This is a genomic window from Candidatus Symbiopectobacterium sp. NZEC135 (assembly GCF_025962695.1).
Genome location: NZ_JAGFPF010000005.1, coordinates 1 through 18,117 on the forward strand (window position 1 = coordinate 1; position 18,117 = coordinate 18,117).

General features: G+C 41.9%; 20 protein-coding genes and 1 pseudogene. 14 read left to right on the top strand and 7 right to left on the bottom strand.

Features of this window, described 5'->3' with window-relative positions; all coding sequences use genetic code 11:
• Positions 1-431 (top strand): annotated as a pseudogene (locus J5224_RS04525) (hypothetical protein); the annotation flags it as partial.
• A gap of 75 nt (positions 432-506) precedes the next feature.
• On the opposite strand, the gene J5224_RS04530 reads toward J5224_RS04525, so the two are convergent.
• From J5224_RS04530 to J5224_RS04560, 7 genes are read right to left on the bottom strand one after another with little or no spacing between them, the layout of a single operon-like run.
• Positions 507-875 (bottom strand): hypothetical protein, encoded by a 369-nt coding sequence (locus J5224_RS04530; RefSeq protein ID WP_264624224.1) that lies wholly within the window; start codon positions 873-875, stop codon positions 507-509.
• A complete protein-coding gene (locus J5224_RS04535) occupies positions 875-1,513 on the bottom strand; it encodes a hypothetical protein (protein WP_264624225.1) in 639 nt (212 codons plus the stop codon). The genes J5224_RS04530 and J5224_RS04535 overlap by 1 nt, the downstream gene beginning before the upstream one ends.
• Positions 1,506-2,075, bottom strand: a complete 570-nt coding sequence (locus tag J5224_RS04540; RefSeq protein WP_264624226.1) for a hypothetical protein — start codon at positions 2,073-2,075, stop codon at positions 1,506-1,508. The genes J5224_RS04535 and J5224_RS04540 overlap by 8 nt, the downstream gene beginning before the upstream one ends.
• Positions 2,072-2,839: a type III secretion system inner membrane ring lipoprotein SctJ gene (gene sctJ / locus J5224_RS04545; RefSeq protein ID WP_264624352.1), complete on the bottom strand. Its 768-nt coding sequence runs from the start codon at positions 2,837-2,839 to the stop codon at positions 2,072-2,074. The genes J5224_RS04540 and sctJ overlap by 4 nt, the downstream gene beginning before the upstream one ends.
• Positions 2,839-3,162, bottom strand: a complete 324-nt coding sequence (sctI, locus tag J5224_RS04550; RefSeq protein ID WP_264624227.1) for a type III secretion system inner rod subunit SctI — start codon at positions 3,160-3,162, stop codon at positions 2,839-2,841. Before sctI ends, sctJ begins: the two co-directional genes overlap by 1 nt.
• Positions 3,163-3,208: 46 nt before the next feature.
• A complete protein-coding gene (sctF, locus tag J5224_RS04555; RefSeq protein ID WP_264624228.1) occupies positions 3,209-3,466 on the bottom strand; it encodes a type III secretion system needle filament subunit SctF in 258 nt (85 codons plus the stop codon).
• Entirely contained in the window at positions 3,459-4,709 is a 1,251-nt protein-coding gene (locus tag J5224_RS04560; RefSeq protein WP_264624229.1) for a PrgH/EprH family type III secretion apparatus protein, read from the bottom strand. The genes sctF and J5224_RS04560 overlap by 8 nt, the downstream gene beginning before the upstream one ends.
• Before the next feature lie 662 nt (positions 4,710-5,371).
• Between J5224_RS04560 and J5224_RS04565 the strand changes: the two genes are divergently transcribed.
• The 13 genes from J5224_RS04565 (at position 5,372) to J5224_RS04625 (ending at position 18,046) form a co-directional block, all read left to right on the top strand.
• On the top strand, positions 5,372-6,241 hold the full coding sequence (locus tag J5224_RS04565) for a helix-turn-helix domain-containing protein (protein WP_264624230.1): 870 nt from the start codon (positions 5,372-5,374) through the stop codon (positions 6,239-6,241).
• Positions 6,234-8,021: a type III secretion system outer membrane ring subunit SctC gene (gene sctC, locus J5224_RS04570; protein WP_264624231.1), complete on the top strand. Its 1,788-nt coding sequence runs from the start codon at positions 6,234-6,236 to the stop codon at positions 8,019-8,021. Before J5224_RS04565 ends, sctC begins: the two co-directional genes overlap by 8 nt.
• Before the next feature lie 69 nt (positions 8,022-8,090).
• Positions 8,091-9,143 carry an HrpJ domain-containing protein gene (locus tag J5224_RS04575; protein WP_264624232.1) on the top strand — a complete coding sequence of 351 codons (1,053 nt, stop codon included), beginning with the start codon at positions 8,091-8,093 and terminating at the stop codon, positions 9,141-9,143.
• Between the two features lie 44 nt (positions 9,144-9,187).
• Complete coding sequence (locus J5224_RS04580; RefSeq protein WP_264624353.1) at positions 9,188-11,239, top strand: EscV/YscV/HrcV family type III secretion system export apparatus protein; 2,052 nt, start codon at positions 9,188-9,190, stop codon at positions 11,237-11,239.
• Between the two features lie 10 nt (positions 11,240-11,249).
• Entirely contained in the window at positions 11,250-11,657 is a 408-nt protein-coding gene (locus J5224_RS04585; protein ID WP_264624233.1) for a hypothetical protein, read from the top strand.
• A 14-nt stretch (positions 11,658-11,671) separates the two neighbouring features.
• Positions 11,672-12,967, top strand: coding sequence for a type III secretion system ATPase SctN (gene sctN / locus J5224_RS04590; protein ID WP_264624234.1), 1,296 nt, complete (start codon positions 11,672-11,674; stop codon positions 12,965-12,967).
• Positions 12,951-13,412 carry a hypothetical protein gene (locus J5224_RS04595; protein WP_264624235.1) on the top strand — a complete coding sequence of 154 codons (462 nt, stop codon included), beginning with the start codon at positions 12,951-12,953 and terminating at the stop codon, positions 13,410-13,412. Before sctN ends, J5224_RS04595 begins: the two co-directional genes overlap by 17 nt.
• The gene (locus tag J5224_RS04600) at positions 13,393-14,274 is read left to right on the top strand and encodes a hypothetical protein (RefSeq protein WP_264624236.1); all 882 of its coding nucleotides are present in this window, start codon (positions 13,393-13,395) and stop codon (positions 14,272-14,274) included. Before J5224_RS04595 ends, J5224_RS04600 begins: the two co-directional genes overlap by 20 nt.
• On the top strand, positions 14,274-15,203 hold the full coding sequence (locus tag J5224_RS04605; RefSeq protein ID WP_264624237.1) for a FliM/FliN family flagellar motor switch protein: 930 nt from the start codon (positions 14,274-14,276) through the stop codon (positions 15,201-15,203). Before J5224_RS04600 ends, J5224_RS04605 begins: the two co-directional genes overlap by 1 nt.
• Positions 15,193-15,861, top strand: coding sequence for an EscR/YscR/HrcR family type III secretion system export apparatus protein (locus tag J5224_RS04610; RefSeq protein WP_264624238.1), 669 nt, complete (start codon positions 15,193-15,195; stop codon positions 15,859-15,861). The genes J5224_RS04605 and J5224_RS04610 overlap by 11 nt, the downstream gene beginning before the upstream one ends.
• A complete protein-coding gene (gene sctS / locus J5224_RS04615) occupies positions 15,858-16,112 on the top strand; it encodes a type III secretion system export apparatus subunit SctS (RefSeq protein WP_264624239.1) in 255 nt (84 codons plus the stop codon). The genes J5224_RS04610 and sctS overlap by 4 nt, the downstream gene beginning before the upstream one ends.
• 11 nt (positions 16,113-16,123) lie before the next feature.
• A complete protein-coding gene (gene sctT, locus J5224_RS04620; protein ID WP_264624240.1) occupies positions 16,124-16,888 on the top strand; it encodes a type III secretion system export apparatus subunit SctT in 765 nt (254 codons plus the stop codon).
• A gap of 18 nt (positions 16,889-16,906) precedes the next feature.
• The gene (locus J5224_RS04625) at positions 16,907-18,046 is read left to right on the top strand and encodes an EscU/YscU/HrcU family type III secretion system export apparatus switch protein (protein ID WP_264624241.1); all 1,140 of its coding nucleotides are present in this window, start codon (positions 16,907-16,909) and stop codon (positions 18,044-18,046) included.
• The last annotated feature ends 71 nt before the right edge of the window (positions 18,047-18,117 follow it).

Genomic DNA, 18,117 nt, shown 5'->3' on the forward strand with positions numbered 1-18,117 from the left:
CACTGCGGCGCAATTTGCAGGATAAAGATAAGCAAATCATCGTGACTATCCCGAAGTTGGGATACCGTTTTGGTGTGCCCCCTTCCTTTGATGAGCCTCAGTCAGGTGTGGTTGAGGAGGCTTATAGCACTCACCCTGAAGTAGAAACACTCTATACCGCGCAGTATGACACATCATGTGGGCAGTTTGTTTATGACCGAACCTCATTGATCAATCTCACATCTATTCCAGTCAATTCTTTGGCGATCTCTCCTTGTGTCAGGCCAAAGAAAAAAAACATGCGTCTCAGGAATCTTGTGTTGGTTGTGGTATTTATTATTACCGCTTACCTGTTATGGTATTTAACGAAAAGTTCTATAACCTCGGTACATTCGGTTGTCATTGATCATGATAGCGAAACTCAGTCGTCTGAATGGACGAATCAACGCTAAACTGGCGACTCCTTGCCACCTTGTAAAGGTGGCGTAGATCATTCGCTTATTATATAAAACAAGATAATGATTATACTAATATTTTTCTATAACTGTATTCTCGTCCGTAGGGAAAAATATCTCATTTATCATCGTCATGTATAAGATATTACTCCCTGCAAGTTGCATGGTCTTTTTGCTGAGAACTGTATTCGCGTATTCCGTATGCGCAGATTCTTCGTGCATCTTGGCATTAGCGACATTCATTGCTTTACTCAGCTCCGTTAACGTTACTGGCGAATTTGGCGCAAGCGCTTTCAATTTTTCAAGTATGCTTTGTAGATTGCCTTCTGGATGATTAGCAGTAAGATAGCGCAAAACCATTGCGTCAAAGTCATCATTACCTGGAGTGGAGATGTTCTTTGATACGGTATTCATTCCTTCAAGGTGTGTGGGAGATATCATTAATTTTCATCCTGAGCGGTGTATGTGGTGGTTGATATAGCCTGTTGCAGTATTGCAATAATCTCTTGCAGTGTTGTCGGTGTTAAGGCTTTCAATTGCTGCGTGAATGTCTGTGTTTCGTTGTCAGCCTGGGTTATCCATTGCTGGCATAGTGTTTCAGCAGGAAAGCGTAATGCGTGCGAGCCACATTGCAGCGTAATGTGATTTTCATGCGTAGTTAAACACGTCAAATGTGGTGATAAATTAGGTACATTCACACCATCGGGTAAGATAAGCGTCATCGCGTCGCTAGGGCGGCAATGGGCGCTTAACTGTGTAACTACATATTCAACGATGATCGGATCGTGCAGTGTTTGAGCCAGTGCTTTCTGCAAGTGATGGTGTTGCTCTGTCCAGCGTTCATGCTGTAGCGTTTCATAGTCGCTTAGCATGGAAATCACAGTGGTGAAGAACTGCTTGAAACCTGTGGAAAACCCTTCTTTCTCCTTCTGTTTTTTTAATTCGTCGGCTGCCCGCTTTTGTTCATTATGAATCTCATGGCAGCGGCGTAAAGTATGCTCAATAGCATTTTGAGAACGGCACTGGTGTTTACGGTTTTTAGCGGTAATGAGTACTGCATCGCGGCACTCTTCAGGCAATTCTGCCAGGGAAATTGTTCGCATAATGTGTGGCCATATTGAATAAATTGATATGATCGGGTGTGCGTGGCGAGTCTATTTTGGGGAGTTCAATGTCGGTGGGGAACAACAGCATAAATCGTTGTTGCAGTGCCTGTGGAATTGTGTGACATAAATTTAATATGAATCTAGCCCCACAAGCCTGCGTCGTATACCCTCCTTGCTTTAACGGACTGGGGTCGACATGGTGGATAAGTGGCAATGTGATAAAACTCAGCAATTGTGGATCGGAAAATAGCGCCTGGTTGAGATCCGACATGGATGATTTAAGAAGATAGCCACCTAATAAATGTGCAATATCAGGCATGTGATGCCACTGCTTTATCATAACAGCTGCTGACGGGCATGATGCATCCCAGGTTGAAGGGGGGGCGGTAAGCTGGTAGCGCCAATAAAGCCAGTAATTCAGTAATGGTGCGCTGACATGCTCCTTTGCACGCCAGGCCTCCGGTAAATGAGATTGATGGGAGTACTCCACGGGATTGTACAGAATCTGAAAGAGCAGCTCTTGGCAACTATTCATGCCGGCGGCTCCTTATCATGCGCCATCGTTGTCACCGTATCATTGAGATACGATCGACGCATCATCTTTGCGATGAAATAAATTCCTGTCATTAGTACGATAAGTAGAACAAGTATCAGCGTGCCTTGCCAAACGGTGAACTCGACAGAGCGCACTTTTGTGGGGGGGACGTATTGAATAGCGGGGACGGCAAAAAGCACTACAGAAATATTTTCATAGCGAATATTACTGAGGCTGTTTTTTATGAGTGACTTTACTTGCGAAATAAATATGCTTTCGTCGATATTTCCCTTATGAGTAATGATCACGCCCACATGATCGGACGTGAAACGACTCGTGGCATCATTACTGAATAAGGGGTAACTGATGTGGACTTTTGCATTTACCACCTGGTTGATAATGCGTAATGACTGTTCGAGGCGTTGCTCTTGCAGTGATATGACTCTGGCTTGCTCTGCATTGGGAGACGCAACCAGTGCGTTCCCCGGGAACGCCTGCTCAATTTGCACATCCCCTGACCACGGCAACTGGTAGAGATTGATAATCGATAACGCCGCAGTGGCCTCAGCCCGGTTAATTGTGATTGTGTAGCCGCCTTTTCCACCGCCTTGCTTTTGGGCTGCAATATCGTATTGCTGTAAAACAGCAAGTACCTGATTTGCTTGTTGCTGCGTCAAATTTTCAAGCAGGTGGTCCTCATTACACGCTAGGAGTAACATAGAGAGTAGTGTGGTCAGCAGCAGTTTGGCGCATTTCCAAAACATCATTGTGCTTTTTCCAACGTTTCTATCGTGCTAACGCCTTTACGAGCCAGGGTGCTGATTAATGAAACGTAATTACTGTATTCTCCAAGATAGCTTTGCAGTTGTAGTAGAGCCTCTGGGCTACTGGAAAACTGTGGTGAGTTGCTTAGTGCATTAATGGCTTGTTTAAATTGCTCATCAGTTTCACTCATTTGTTTAAAAGTAGTGGATACCAGCATAGAAAATGCCTGGTCGTGTACACTCGTTGAACCAGACTTTTCCCAATCATTTTCTTCCGGGGTCAGTTGCGTTAACTCAACTAATGTTTTATTTGTCAGTTCCATGAATACTCCTCGGGTACGAATAATATAAAAACCATTCAAAGCAACATTAACGGAAGTTTTGAATGATGGCTGCGCCAATATCTTTGTAGGCTTTTATCGTGCTTGTTTGTGCGTTTCTAAACAGCGTGTAAGCCTGCAATTTAGACTGATAGTCAGCCAAAACAGAAGGGTTTGATGGATCTTCTTGGAGCTTCTTTTGGGCTGCGTTCAGTGCTTCCATTAAGGGTTTTGTGCCTGCTTCAAATTCACCAGACATGTTGTCGAGAAAAATACTGTCAATATGCTGTGGGGTATAATTAGCCATAATTTATGTCCTTTTTGTTTAGTGGGAAATACCAATGCTTAGGGGATATAAAAAGATATCCCTCCTTCGCGTTAAGATAAGACTTATCTTTCAATATGTTTTCGTTCATATTAACCGAAAAACTAACAATCTGATCGCCCCATTGATTGTAAAAATCAGTAATAAACGTATTCAGAGAGTTTATTGCACTATCACTAAGGTCATCCCTGATGATCAACGCAAAGCCACTGTCGGTAGTAACACAGCGGTAGAGAATCTGAAAACGCTCAAGTCCATGCTGGGCTTGCTTTACAAGAGATTCTTTATCTTTAAAAAAAATATCAATTCGTTTTGCATATGGGAGTGACTGATGTGCCTCTATTTTTAATGCCGTTTTCTGTTCATTATCAAGCTTTCTGTAGGTATACAACTGAGGGAATTCAGGCAGTGTCAAATCCAACTGTAATACAGGAAAACCTTTGTTATGCAGTTTTTTTATCAACTCCTTTCGCGTTCTTGCTGTCCATATAGCGGTGACTTTTGTGGTTTCGTTGAGTTTGTAGAGAACATCATGTAACCAAGTGATTTCTTGATACCCCTCGCCAAAAACATAAACCTCGTTGTTAGATTTAATTATCTTCAGTGGTGCAGGTGACCCAGCAAGGATGGTGTTGAGTGAGGAAACATGACTGGATTGCTGCCAGTAATTATACCAGGTGATATAAATAAAAATAAAAGAAAGCGTCAGTGCAAGAAAAGAATATAAATATTTTTTATTATGATTTTTTTCTAACGCTGTATCAGATGAAGAGGGAGTGGGGGCCTTGACCCAATTATAATTGGATATTTCATCTGACCATTCATCATGGCCCTTTTTAAGGGCGAGCCGAATATTTTCATGTTGAAAAAAAACATTCTCTTCGATGAGCGTTGTTTGTGAGTTGTCGAGTCCCAGTATGTCAACCTGATATCCATTTTTTCCATCAGATTCTAATTTTTCTGTTAAATTAATTCGAAGATTTTTTGAATCAACCTCGCAGGGTATATATAAGGATTTATAAGCGAAAGATGCCATGTTTGTAACACCCTCTTGCATATCACTACCTGTACTACTCTTATTGCTCTGCTTTATTTGGGGATGTATATTGAAGAAATAGTTATCCGCGGGTAGGTTTAACTCACAACCAAACATGGGGCCGAAAAGGATTTTTAAGGTGAATATTTCTCTATTTTCTTCATTCTCATCAATGTGTTTTTTATCCATATGGCTACCCTAAATGGTTTATTTCTTTGATATGAGTGGCAATTCTTGATATTGCTCTGCTCTTAATAATAAAATTATGTGTAATTACAATGAAGGTTTTCTGTGAGTCGTGGATCTTATGCCCACATTTTCTGATGTAGTTAGAGAAATCTTTTATCATGATTACTACATTCTGTATAGGTTGTTTGAAAAATGTAGGGACATGATAGCGGCCTAATTCAATATGGCAATGATGTGGTGTTGAGTTTTTTTTGATTTTTTATTTATTGTTATATTTTTTGTTGTTGATTCTATTGTTTTTTGGGTTTTAAGGTTAGGATACGTTTGCTGGTTAATTGTTGTTTAATATCACTGGGTTACTTTGTATGTTGATGTGGGTGATAAAAATATAATATCTCCGGGTTCTAAATTCCACATGAATTTGGTGGTGGTTTGGATAAATATAATTTGATATTTTTTTGATATATATATTATCTTGATTAATTTATTTTTACATTTTTTGATGTGTCTTGACCTCTTGTTTTTAAGTGAATACTCTGGCCCTATATACCGCACCGATAACTATCGTGGGCTCGATATTATTCTAGAGCGTATGAGCTGCGCAGTTCAGTATGGCTGACGCAATTTTCTATAAATGTCATGCGAATTATACAGAGGTCACTATGTCTAGAGAGCTTCAGAATAAGAGTATAGCCACTAATACAAACTTCCAAAATTGTAAATACACCCCAGGCTATAATGCAATGGTTGAGGATTCAGTCATCACGGATGAAACTTTTAGAGTTAATGACTCATTATTCTTTATCAGGCCATTAACCCCTGAATCAACATTCACTTTTTCGATAATGAATAGTAGGGAACGGGTTACCTTTACGGGGGATCAATCTGCGGTATTGGTGTCAAATAGTGCTATTGAGTTATCACTTCATGGCAAATGGCTGGTAGGGCGATCGTTGATTACTCAGTTAGCGACTTTTTTAGCTTTCACTGAATATCGGTTTAAAGAGTCCTCTCGACTATGGGGGGCGAATGCTGCTCCTTTACCACATAAAGTTCTGTTCGAAACAGAAAAAATCTTCTGTGCTGTCATTGATAACGCACAAATGAGCTTTATGGATTTGGTTTTTTGTCGTGACTTTATCAGTGATACGGATGTTATCAATAAGCTATGCCATTTCATTCGCGGTATTGAAAGCTATTGGGTCGCTCAGTTTTTGCTGGATCAAGTTCTTGATAACAGTAAAAGCATGAAGTCTCATAAACTTTATAATTCCTGTAAAGAATATGGTGTTTCTGAATCCTATTTCAGAAAGCTTTGTTATAACGCTTTCACCTGTGGACCGAAAAAACAGCTCAGAATGTGGCGAGCTGCATACAGTGCGTTGCAACTGATTGAGAATGATGAGTCAATTGCAACCGTGGCTTGGAATAACGGCTATGCATCATCATCCCATTTTTCCACGGAAATAAAAACGCTGTTTGGTATAACTCCGCGCGAGTTCAAAAATTTGGAAGGCTTTCTGAATGAATAGAATAGGTAAAATGGATCTTTATCTACTTGGGATTGTTATAGGAATCAGCATGGTTTTTCCTGTATCGGGGGCGTTACCGATAGAGGGCATGACACCACATGATACAATAAACAGCAAGGACGCTTTTTCAGCTGATAACACAACGACGTATGTTGCTAATAATAACAGTGTGCAGCAACTTTTTTATGTGCTTGGTGGAGTATTAAAAAAACCTGTCATTGTCAGCCCTGAAGCGGCTAAAAAACGTATTTCAGGTAATTTTGATTTGACCAACCCGCGTCAACTATTAAATGTCTTATCAAGCCGGATAGCCTTGATCTGGTATGATGATGGTAGTTCTATTTATGTTTACGATGTTAATGAGATGCAGAGTCGTGTCATTAAGTTGGCCTATGCTTCGTTCAATCGTCTTGAGGCCTACTTACAATCGACGGGATTATATGATGACCGTTTCCCACCACGATCTCACAATGGTTCCGGTTCGTTTTATTTGTCGGGGCCGCCCGTTTATGTTGATCTTGTGGCGGCCGCAGCAAAATATATTGATAGTACTTACTCTCAGCCTAGTGCAGGAGAGAATGTTATCAGGGTAATCAAGTTGAAAAATACCTTTGTTAACGATCGAGCATTTTCATTGCGAGATACGCCAATAACGATTCCTGGTATGGCTACAGTACTCAATCAATTACTCAACAACAGAAGGGGTTATAACAGTGCGAATGTAACGCTATCCAGTGAACCAGATGTCGTTGAAAATGATATGCGCTATACCCAGGATGGGGGATATGTTCGCCGAATGAGAAATCTATTTCCGTTATCAGGAGAGAACTATAGCCCGCGTCCCCGTCAGGACGAGGTCTACAGCGGCGTAGAGAACAATACAATAAACATTGTGGCATATACCGATACCAATAGTTTACTGATCCAAGGGAGTGAAAAACAGGTCGCTTTTGTGGACGATCTTATTCGTGCTATAGATATTGCCAAACAGCAAATCCAACTATCTCTATGGATTATCGACATCTCGAAAAATGATGTAGAAAACTTAGGTGTTGTTTGGCAAGGTCAGGCAAGTATAGGAAGTGTTGGTATTAATTTTAATGGTGCTACAAGCGCATTGAACCCGGCAAGCAGTATGAATTTTCTTACGAAAGTCACTGCACTGGTTGAGAAGGGGAATGCACAGGTTGTTTCCCGGCCAGTGCTTCTTACTCAGGAAAATGTCCCTGCATTGTTTGATAATAATAGCAGTTTCTACACCCGGCTATTGGGAGAACGTTACTCATCATTAGAGAAAGTGACATTTGGCACGATGATCAGTGTTATTCCTCGCTTAGGAAAACAAGGTCAGGAAATTGAGATGGTACTCAATATTCAGGATGGAAAAATACCGCAGGCTAATGGTGTTATGGAGAGCGTTGACGCATTGCCTGTTGTAAATAATACACAAATCAGCACCACTGCCCGTGTTCCGATGGGCTACAGCCTGTTGATTGGTGGTTACAGTCGCGAGCAGGATGAGTTGCGAGGTGCTGGTATTCCATTGCTCAAAGATATCCCAGTGGTGGGAAAGCTGTTTGATTATACCTATACCAGCCATAGAAACATGGTACGGCTTTTTCTTATTCAGCCACGCTTGTTAGCGTATGGCGAAACCTGGCAAGGGCGCTGGGAGAATAATCCGGTACTGGGTCGAAATCTTACCGGCGAGGATACTGCAACATTGCAGTCAACGGTCATAATGTTGCGGCAATTTATGAACAAACGGCAAGGCATGTAGATGGCGATACCTCCGCTTGGACGAACAAACCTCCTGCGAATAGATTTTAGGGGGGACGACAACAGGTCAATGGTACCTACCACCAGTGAGGAGGGTGAGCACCAACCAGTAAGGAACCTGCAAGAGCAGATCAGTAATGCAGCCGAGGAATTTGCTGATGTACTGAGTACATTTGGACGCTTAAGCCGAATGGGGCGCAAGAACGACAATATTGAGAACGACTTTCTTTCTTCCATGTTGGAAGAGAAGGCTGATGAAAAGCACGATGCCCTGATTAAGCAAGTGTCCAGATTGTCCTTGAACAGGGATGGGCTGTTGAAATATGGCAGAAGTCTCTTTCCTAATGACAGTGACTTAATGCTAGCATTACGTGAGCTGATGCTTAATCGTCAACTTTCTGCGTTACAAAAGAAGAGAATAAAAGAGGCGATGGTCGACCTCGAAAAGTTCTCGGATTGCCCGAAAATGCGTTCTGGCATGAATATTGGTCGTCTTGCAAGACGTTTTAGCAGCATGGAAGGCCAAGAGCGCTTATCTGCTGGGGATTTACGCGACTGTTACTTGCGTTTTTTAGAATTAGACCTGCCAGGCAGCTTTATCTATCAGGACTGGATAGAACAATACGGATGCCAAAACCGGCAGCGTTTATTAGCTTTTACCATGAATGCGCTTATTATCGATATGAAATCAAGTGAGCCGGGTATCCATTTTGATGAATTTGGTCCGTTAAGCGATCGGTTATCTGATGCCAGAGCTATTCATACTTTGGATTTACTGTTGAATGAACGGTTTTCTATGCTTCCGTTTCGTGAAAGTTTAAAAAATGAAATAAAAATAATGGATGAAAGTGATATAGTCATACTTTATCTTAATGGCATTGTTGCAAGTTATCAATTCGAGGGGGCGCTTTATAATTTTAACCATGATTTTATGCGGGGGTTACTGTTAACGCAACGTGCAACAGTGATTCAGATATTAAGAGGAGTGTATAATAAAACGCCCGAAAGAATGTACATTGACCCAGGTTGCCGACAATACTTATTAAATTTTATTTCTACGCTATTGACTTCTTTTCATGATAAAGAGCGTTGCAAAGGTCCTTGGTCTGATTACTACACCTGATGTTAAGCATAACTACTTTGATATAAATATGACATTGAAATATGATGCTACAGAATTTTATTCTACAAATTAGAAACCGCCCTGAACTCATTATTTTAATGATAATGATTCTTGTCGTCGTGATGCTGATTATCCCTTTGCCTACGTATGTGGTCGATTTTCTTATTGGCTTTAATTTAACAATGGCATTGATGATATTTTTAGGTTCTTTTTATATTAATAGGATCCTCGATTTCTCATCGTTTCCAGCCATTTTATTAATCAGTACCATTTTTCGATTGGCGATATCTATCAGTACGAGTCGTTTAGTGTTGATGGATGCTGATGCGGGGGACATTATTGCCAGTTTTGGAGAGTTTGTTATTGCAGACAACCTCATCGTCGGTTTTGTAATTTTCTTTATCGTCACTATCGTCCAATTTATTGTGATTACTAAAGGTTCTGAACGTATCGCTGAGGTGGCTGCGCGTTTTTCTCTTGATGCCATGCCTGGAAAACAAATGAGCATCGATGCCGATCTCAAAGCCGGAGTGATTGACGAGAAAGAAGTAAGGCAGCGGCGAGCGGTATTAGAAGCTGAAAGTCAACTTTATGGCGCACTGGATGGTGCGATGAAATTTATCAAAGGTGATGCAATCGCAGGAATCGTCATTATATTTGTTAACCTGCTGGGCGGCATTTCAGTGGGGATGATGCAACATGGAATGAGTATGTCGACAGCACTTTCAGTTTATACGCTGTTGACGATAGGAGATGCGTTGGTGGCTCAGATCCCTGCACTCCTCATTTCAATTAGTGGCGGTTTGATTGTTACGCGTGTAAATAATAGCGATGATAATAATCTGGGATCTAAAATCATCCAGGATATGTTTTCCAATAAATTTGTACTGGTGGTTACCGGCGTTCTTGCCATTGCACTTGGCCTGTTGCCCGGTTTTCCATTGGTAGTATTTCTGTTATTAGCCGCACTGCTGTTTGGGCTCTATATCAAACACCGACGTGAAGAAAAACAACGAGGAGAGATGGCTTCACATTCAGATCAGACAGAGAACGGTATTGAAGAGAAGGGGAAACCTGTTGTGATTGATGGTGAGTTTATCCCAGAAACCATTCCTTTAATCGTTACAGTATATTCTGGACATGAAAAAATAGTAGACCAGTATGGATTCTCATCGTATTTAAAACGTCATTTTTTTATCGAATACGGTGTTCGTTTACCTGAAGTGGTGATGAACTATAAGAACGACGCACCACAAAATACTATAGTCATTTTAATTAATGAGATTGAAGCTGCTAGTTTCCCGTTTTTTCCTAGTATGCACAAGATCTTGCTACGCGGCGATGAGTATCATGTTCTGGACAGTAATATACAGGTTCATGAACTTAATCAAGTAAAGACCTATTGGCTCTCAGAAGAGCAATGCAAGAAAGCACACGCTCTTGGGTTTTATACACGTAGCGCTCAGGATGAGTTTTACGTCTGTGCTTCGACCCTGCTGGCGAGAAATATTACTGAGTTTTTTGGGATTCAGGAGGCAAAAATACTGCTTGACGATCTTGATAAAAAATATCCAGAGCTACTCAAAGAGTGTTACAGAAATAATACTGTTCAGCGTATTACTGAGGTTTTTCAACGTTTGTTACAAGAGCGTATTTCTATCAGAAATATGCGGTTAATTCTTGAAGCGCTGGTGCAGTGGGCCCCGAAAGAAAAGGACCCCATTATGTTAGTGGAGCATGTGCGTGGTGTGTTATCTCGCTACATATCAAACCGTTTTTCTACGGAAGGAAAAATACGCGCATTTGTTCTGTCACATGAATTGGAAGCGGTGGTGCGTAATGGTATCAGGCAAACGTCTGGGGGAACCTTTATCAACTTGCCACCACCAGAAACTGAGCGAATTATGGATTGTTTGGAAAAAAGTATTAAAGGTAACGGAATCAATGCGAGGGATGTTATTTTAATGGTATCCCTTGATATTCGACGCTTTGTGAAAAAGTTGGTTGAGGAACATTATCCTGAAATGGATGTGCTCTCATTCGGTGAAATTTCACAAAGTGTAGACATTGATGTTATTGGTTTACTACAAAGTTAACGGGTGAATTATGCAATATGATGTTGTTGCGTTGCTAACCGAAATTTTAGCAGAAGTGGGGATGTCAGAGGTTCTTGATAAAGATCTGAATAATCATTCTACGATATCATTACATATGAAAGATGATATTCCCACTATCCATATCAAGAGTAATGACGAGGAGATTTGGGTTTGGGCCCAGTTAGGTGAAGTCAATCTTTCTACCCTGAGTTATTGCAGTGCCAATCTATTTCCATTGTTATTAGCTCATAATGAAGAAGTTTTTCATGCGGGGCAACCTTGTTTATATCAGGTTGAAAATAGTTTAGATCTTCGTGCTCAGGTAAAAGAAAAACATTGTGAGTCAGCATCCGCATTTATGGAGATGCTGGATACGTTTTTAACGGTGTTGCAGCAGTATCGCACGGCATTAAATTAATGACGGGGGCTCCCATGGTTGCGCAAAACTTTGTCCATCTTGCTCATCCTGTAAGAATTCAGGGAAATGTTATAGAGGCTTATTTACCCGGCACCTATATTGGCGAGGTGTGTGAGGTACAGCGCTCCCTTGAGGATTCAACAAGAGTAGGACTTGCACAAGTGATTGGTTTTAATCACGAATATACGCTATTGAGCCTGCTAAATGATAATCAAGGGTTTTCTCGTCGCAATGTGCTCTATCCTACAGGTAAACCGTTTAAGATTTCGTTAAATGACGATGTTGCCGGCGCAGTTCTCGATGCGATGGGAAATGTCCGCGCCCGGCTCGATAACAACGCGTTGCGCGATTCCGGCGTGAAGCACGTGCTGGCGGTGCAGGGAGAACCCAAAGATTTTACCCAGCGCAGGCCTATTGATACGCCATTGGTGACGGGCATTCGGGCTATTGATGGAGTGCTCACTTGCGGTTTGGGCCAGCGCATGGGAATTTTCGCCTCTGCAGGCTGTGGCAAAACATCGTTGATGAGCATGTTGATTGAGAATTCTGAGGCGGATATTTATGTTATTGGTCTGATAGGAGAACGTGGGCGTGAAGTTACCGAGTTTATTGAAACGCTGAAGCAATCTCCGCGCAGAACGCAAGTGGTATTAGTTTACGCCACATCAGACCGATCGTGTATTGAACGTTATAATGCTGCGCAGATAGCGACACGGATAGCTGAATATTTTAGCGCTAAAGGAATGCATGTCCTGCTGTTTATTGATTCAATAACCCGCTATGCGCGAGCATTGCGTGATACCGCACTCAGCATGGGCGAAATGCCGGCCCGACGCGGTTATCCCGCCTCAGTGTTTGAAGCATTACCTAAGCTACTGGAGCGGCCAGGACGTTTTCAGCAAGGTTCAATAACGGCCTTCTATACGGTATTGATTGAGAACGAAGAGGAACCTGATGTTATTGGCGATGAAGTTCGTTCTATTCTCGATGGACATATTTATCTGAGTAAAAAGTTGGCTGCTCAAGCACATTATCCGGCGATTGATATTTTACAAAGCATCAGTCGTGTATTTTTTCATATTACACAACCAGAGCAACAGCGTGCTGCGGCACGTTTTCGAGAATTGCTTTTTCGGCAACGAGATATGCAACTGTATTTGGACCTGGGCGAATACCAGCCTGGAGAGAATGCTGAAAACGATACGGCCCTGAATAAAAAGGAACTGATGGAGAATTTTCTCAAACAGGACATGAGGCAGAAAATTGATATAAAAACGTGTTTAGATCAACTTTATGCATGCCTGGCGTAAAGGAAATGCTTTTTTAGCTTTACTCGAGCATAAAAAAAATCGTGCCGGGCATGATAAAAAAAAGAGTGAAGCGTTATTGGAGGCGTTTTGTTACGCCATTTCCGAATGCCATCGAGAGCATGAAGCAATAAGCATAAAGATTGCTCAGCTGATGTCACCTGGGGTGCTTAGTCGCAGTGACATGTATCAACGCATTCGGCAGCAGGGGGTCTTGATGAGCGTTCAGCAAGATATTACTCAGCGCATTATTGATTTGCAGAATGATGCTGATATCGAAAAACAAAAAATTGAACAATGCCAGAGCATGATAGTAGGGTGTGAAAAAAGACACCGCAATATTGCTCGCTATCTTCAATGTGTGCGGCGTAATCAACTTCAACGTGCAGATACCAGTACTGAAAATGATATTGAGGAGAGAGTAAATTATGGAGATAAAAACGGGTGAAGCATCAATCAAAACCCTGGCTTCATCGGAAACCGACTCAGAAAGTGAAATATCCCTCGATACGATAGCGAAGAAAAAGAAAAACAAGGAAACACAACGTTCAGAGACGATTATGCATTTTAATTATTATACGACAATTCTGTATGACAAGCCGTTGAGCTTGAAGCAGAACGGCGCAGCAGTGCTAGAAAAGGGTAAAAAACATGTGTCGCACGATCAAGAAATGCATCGGCGTGATTTACCTATTTCACCCGCTATAGCGCATCGCGCTACAGCACTGGAGGGGGGGACCATCTCGGTCAGTAGCTCGACATTACAAGCCGCGGTGCACTCCGGTGTCGTTCCCTTCTTTGAGCAACGAGGCAGCAAGGTGCCTGATATGACGGATCCTGTCACGCTACTTGACACATCCTCTGCTGTCGATGTGCAACCCTTGGCGGAATCGGTGCCTGCTGTTGGTCCTGTTTATGACACCAGAGGGCAATACGGCGCGTTCCGTCCGCCAATGAATACACCCCACTTACAGCGGAATGAATCCATGAACACACCCTTTAGCACGATCACACAGCGAGAGAGGTTGAATGCGCTGCGTCTTGGTGACACGAGTGATGATCACACCGTGCGGATTAGTTACCCATTCCAACGTTGGTTTGGCGAACATTCCGTCAAAGTGTCGATACGACGTGACAGCCTGTTTGAAAGCGCAGTGGTTCTGCAACCTTCCGATATGCGTGCCTCCGATGCGTTAGCCCGGCAACTCGAACACTGGCCAAAGCAGACTCCACACATACTACTTCCCGATAGCGCGGGAGATGAACGACAGCAAGGCCAGCAGCAGAGAGAACAGGAAGAGGAACAATAATGGATGTGCGCGAGCGGTTGCGTCGAAGGCTCCGGCAGGTCAATGTCGCCGGGGAAACAGCACTGGCTTTTCCAGGCAGTGAAATTGTGCTACCTAGCCCTTCGCGCCGTTACCTTAGCCTAGATTTGGCGGATGAGGAGCAGAATGAAGCCCGGGCGTGGGTTGATGCCGATGAGTGGGCTGCGGCGAGCGGGTGTGAGTTGCCTGGTATTGCGTGGGAACAGGTTCCGCTTGGTTATCTTTCTCGTTGGCTGTGCCATCATCAGCCTGATTGGTCGGTGGCAAATAAACGGTGGGTAATTCAACAGGTCGCTATTCCAGAAGATTCGTTGCCAGGTTCTCTTATACGTATACCTGCCAGACCCTGTTCATTGCTGTGCTGCGACTGGCCGAAGAACCAAGATCAGGCTCTATTGATTTCCCGTCCCTGGCTTGAACATCTTCCCTTTTCCCTACGCTATATGTTGGGCAGGACCCGTTTGCCACTGGCGCAACTGGTGACGATGGTCACAGGCGATTTGATGCGTATTGAACACTACGATCCCATGCTGCTTATTGAGCATTATCCAATTGCACATTTTTATTTAACTCAGGACCTGGAGGTTTTTGTGGAGGAATTTTACATTGCAGATTCAGATGATGCGCTACGAGAAGAGGATGAAATAACGTTTGAATGGATGAATTTGCCCATCAATATTGAGTTTGTATTAGATAATGTAACGCTCACAGTGGGTGAATTGGATGACTTGCAGCCAGGCGCGCAACTACCATTAAATAGCAACGCGGAAAAAAAGATCAGAATTTATCTGAATAGAAAGTTATTTGCACGTGGTGAGCTAGTTGTACTGGATGACGGTTCATTGGCTGTAGAGGTAAATAGTATGAACGGTGCGGTAACGAGGCAAACGGACTCAATGTATGCTGAGTAATGACGTTTCATTAATTATACTGCTCTCATTTTTCACGTTGCTACCTTTTATTATTGCCGGTGGAACCTGTTTTATAAAATTCTCTATTGTGCTTATCATGGTTCGTAATGCATTGGGGATTCAGCAAGTACCTTCAACGTTAACACTGAATGGCATAGCATTGATCATGACCGCCTTTGTTATGATGCCAGTAACCCAGAATATGCTGAAGTTCGTTGAGCAAAATAATATCAACTTTAATGATACGAAATCAGTCAGTTTGTTTATGGATAAAGGATTAGGCAGTTACAGGAGCTATCTAGTGCATTATTCCGATCGCGACCTTATTTATTTTTTTTACAATGTTCAACAAGGCAATAAAGATAATGTACTTCAATTGGAAGAACATGAAGTGCAATCATTACCGTTGATGACGCTGATGCCAGCCTATGCGTTGAGCGAAATTCAAAGCGCCTTCAAAATTGCATTTTATCTCTATGTGCCATTTGTTGTTATTGATATGGTGGTCTCTAGTATTCTGTTAGCGCTTGGGATGATGATGATGAGCCCCATCACGATCTCTATCCCGATCAAGCTGATTCTATTTGTTGCGATGAATGGCTGGAGCCTTTTAACCAAGGGGTTAATTAACCAATATACAGAACTCATGACATTATGAATAATATCCTCTTTATTAGTAATAATGCATTGTTGTTGGTACTTAAATTAACGGCTGTTCCTATTGCTTTTGCAACTGTAGTAGGGGTTGTTGTTGGTTTATTTCAAACAGTAATGCAAATACAAGAGCAAACGTTGCCCTTCGGGGTGAAACTGTTGGCCGTATTTGCCAGTTTGTTTATGCTGATTGATTGGTTTTCTGCGGAGATGCTCTATTTTTCATATCAGGTGTTTTCAATGGCTTTTCAGTGAGAAATAACATCATGTTATTCACTAGTCTCTATTTGTATTTTCAACATAATGTTCTTGTTTTAATGCTTGCCTATGCGCGAATGGCCATTGTTTTTTATATGTTACCCATTTTAGGTGAGCGAGTATTGGCGAATCTCATCGTAAAAAATACTGTGATATTTCTTGTGATTATCGGCTTATGGCCCTGTGTTCAGGCAGGTTCCGTTACTGATCTGGAAGGAGGAATCGTACTGGCAAAAGAGCTCGTCGTGGGCCTGGTTTTGGCCGTAACACTTTGCTTGCCTTTTTGGATGGTGATAGCGCTGGGTGAGCTTATCGATAACCAACGAGGTGCAACGATAAGTGACAGCATCGATCCAGTACATGGTGTTCAAGGTTCCATTCTCTCTGGTTTTTTCAATTTTGCCTTTGGCGCGATGTTTTTTGCCCAGGGGGGGATGCGTTTGTTGGTAGACGTATTGGCAGCAAGTTATCGGGTATTGCCCAAAGGAAGTGAACTGACTGAGATTAACATTAACGAAACCGGGCAGTTATTATTGATGTTAATGCAAGGTAGTATCATGCTGGCAGCACCGGTACTTATTGTCATGATGTTGTCAGAAGTATTGCTGGGTATTTTTTCACGCTATTGCCCGCAGCTTAATCCTTTTTCACTCTCGTTGACCATCAAAAGCGCCATCGCTTTTGCTGTCTTTTTATTCTATGGCTTCCGTTCCTTCACCGAAAAACCACTGCCTCTTTTTTCTTTACAGGCGTTTCAACGATTTTTTATTTGACGTCAGGGAGAAAGTGAGATGGCTGAGAAAACAGAAAAACCGACAGAAAAGAAAAGACGTGATTCAGCAAAGAAAGGACAAACCTTCCGCAGTCGAGATCTTATTGCAACAGTTGTCTTAATTTCAGGCGTTTTTTTTCTGGGGAGCTGCATGGATTTCGGCCCGCTCATTGAGTTATACAGCCTTGCTTTGTTATATAATAATAAGATGACAGTAGTCTCATACAGTGCACAATTGGCTCTCATTTTATTACGAATGTGTCTGCCTTTTATCGTGCTGTGTACCGTTGTCGGGTTTGCTACAACATTATTGCAAACTAAGTTTTCAATAGCCTCAGAAGCATTACGTTTCAATCTAAAAGCACTCAACCCAATTGAAGGGTTTAAACGGATATTTAGTCTCAGAACGGTTAAAGATTTTGTGAAGTCATTTTTGTATCTGGGTGTATTGTTTGGAACTTGTTATACCATTATCAATAACGAATTGAAAAATATACTTTCTGTTTATCACGGAACGCTTATTCAGTTAGTTCCTTATTGGATTTCCATAACAATAAAAAGTGTATTGCTCTTTATTCTTTGGTCTTTACTTGTTTTGTTGGCGGAATTCATTATCGAATATTTTCTCTATATCAGAGAAATGAAAATGGATAAACACGAGGTAAAACAAGAACGAAAAGAATTGAATGGTAATCCTGAAATTAAGCGAGCCCGGCGCCGTGCACATCATGAAATTCTCTCAAGTGAAGAGCGAACTGCAATCCGAAACTCTGAAGTAGTCATGGCAAATCCAACACATATTGCGGTTGCCATTTATTTTAATATGGATGTGGCTTATTTGCCATTTATCTCATTGCGCTGCTCAAACATGAAAGCGCAGGCGGCAATTTCCTATGCGGAAAAAGAAGGTGTACCTGTTGTTCGCGACGTGAAATTGGCAAGAAAACTTTATAGGAACTACACTGCATACAGCTTTATTTCATTAAATGATGATGCGCTTATGGCTGTTATGGATATATTGATATGGCTACGTCGTGTTGAGGTTGAAGAATTAAATTCTATTGATATAAATAATGAGTGTGATGAGGTTGGTTGTGAGGTTTATCAAGAATCGCCATTGAATGATTCAGGCGATTGCTTATATGATAAGAAACAATAGTGCGTTTTTTTTGTACCTATTCTTCATTATGAAACAGTATGATAGCGCTTGCATTCATTACTGTCTGCATT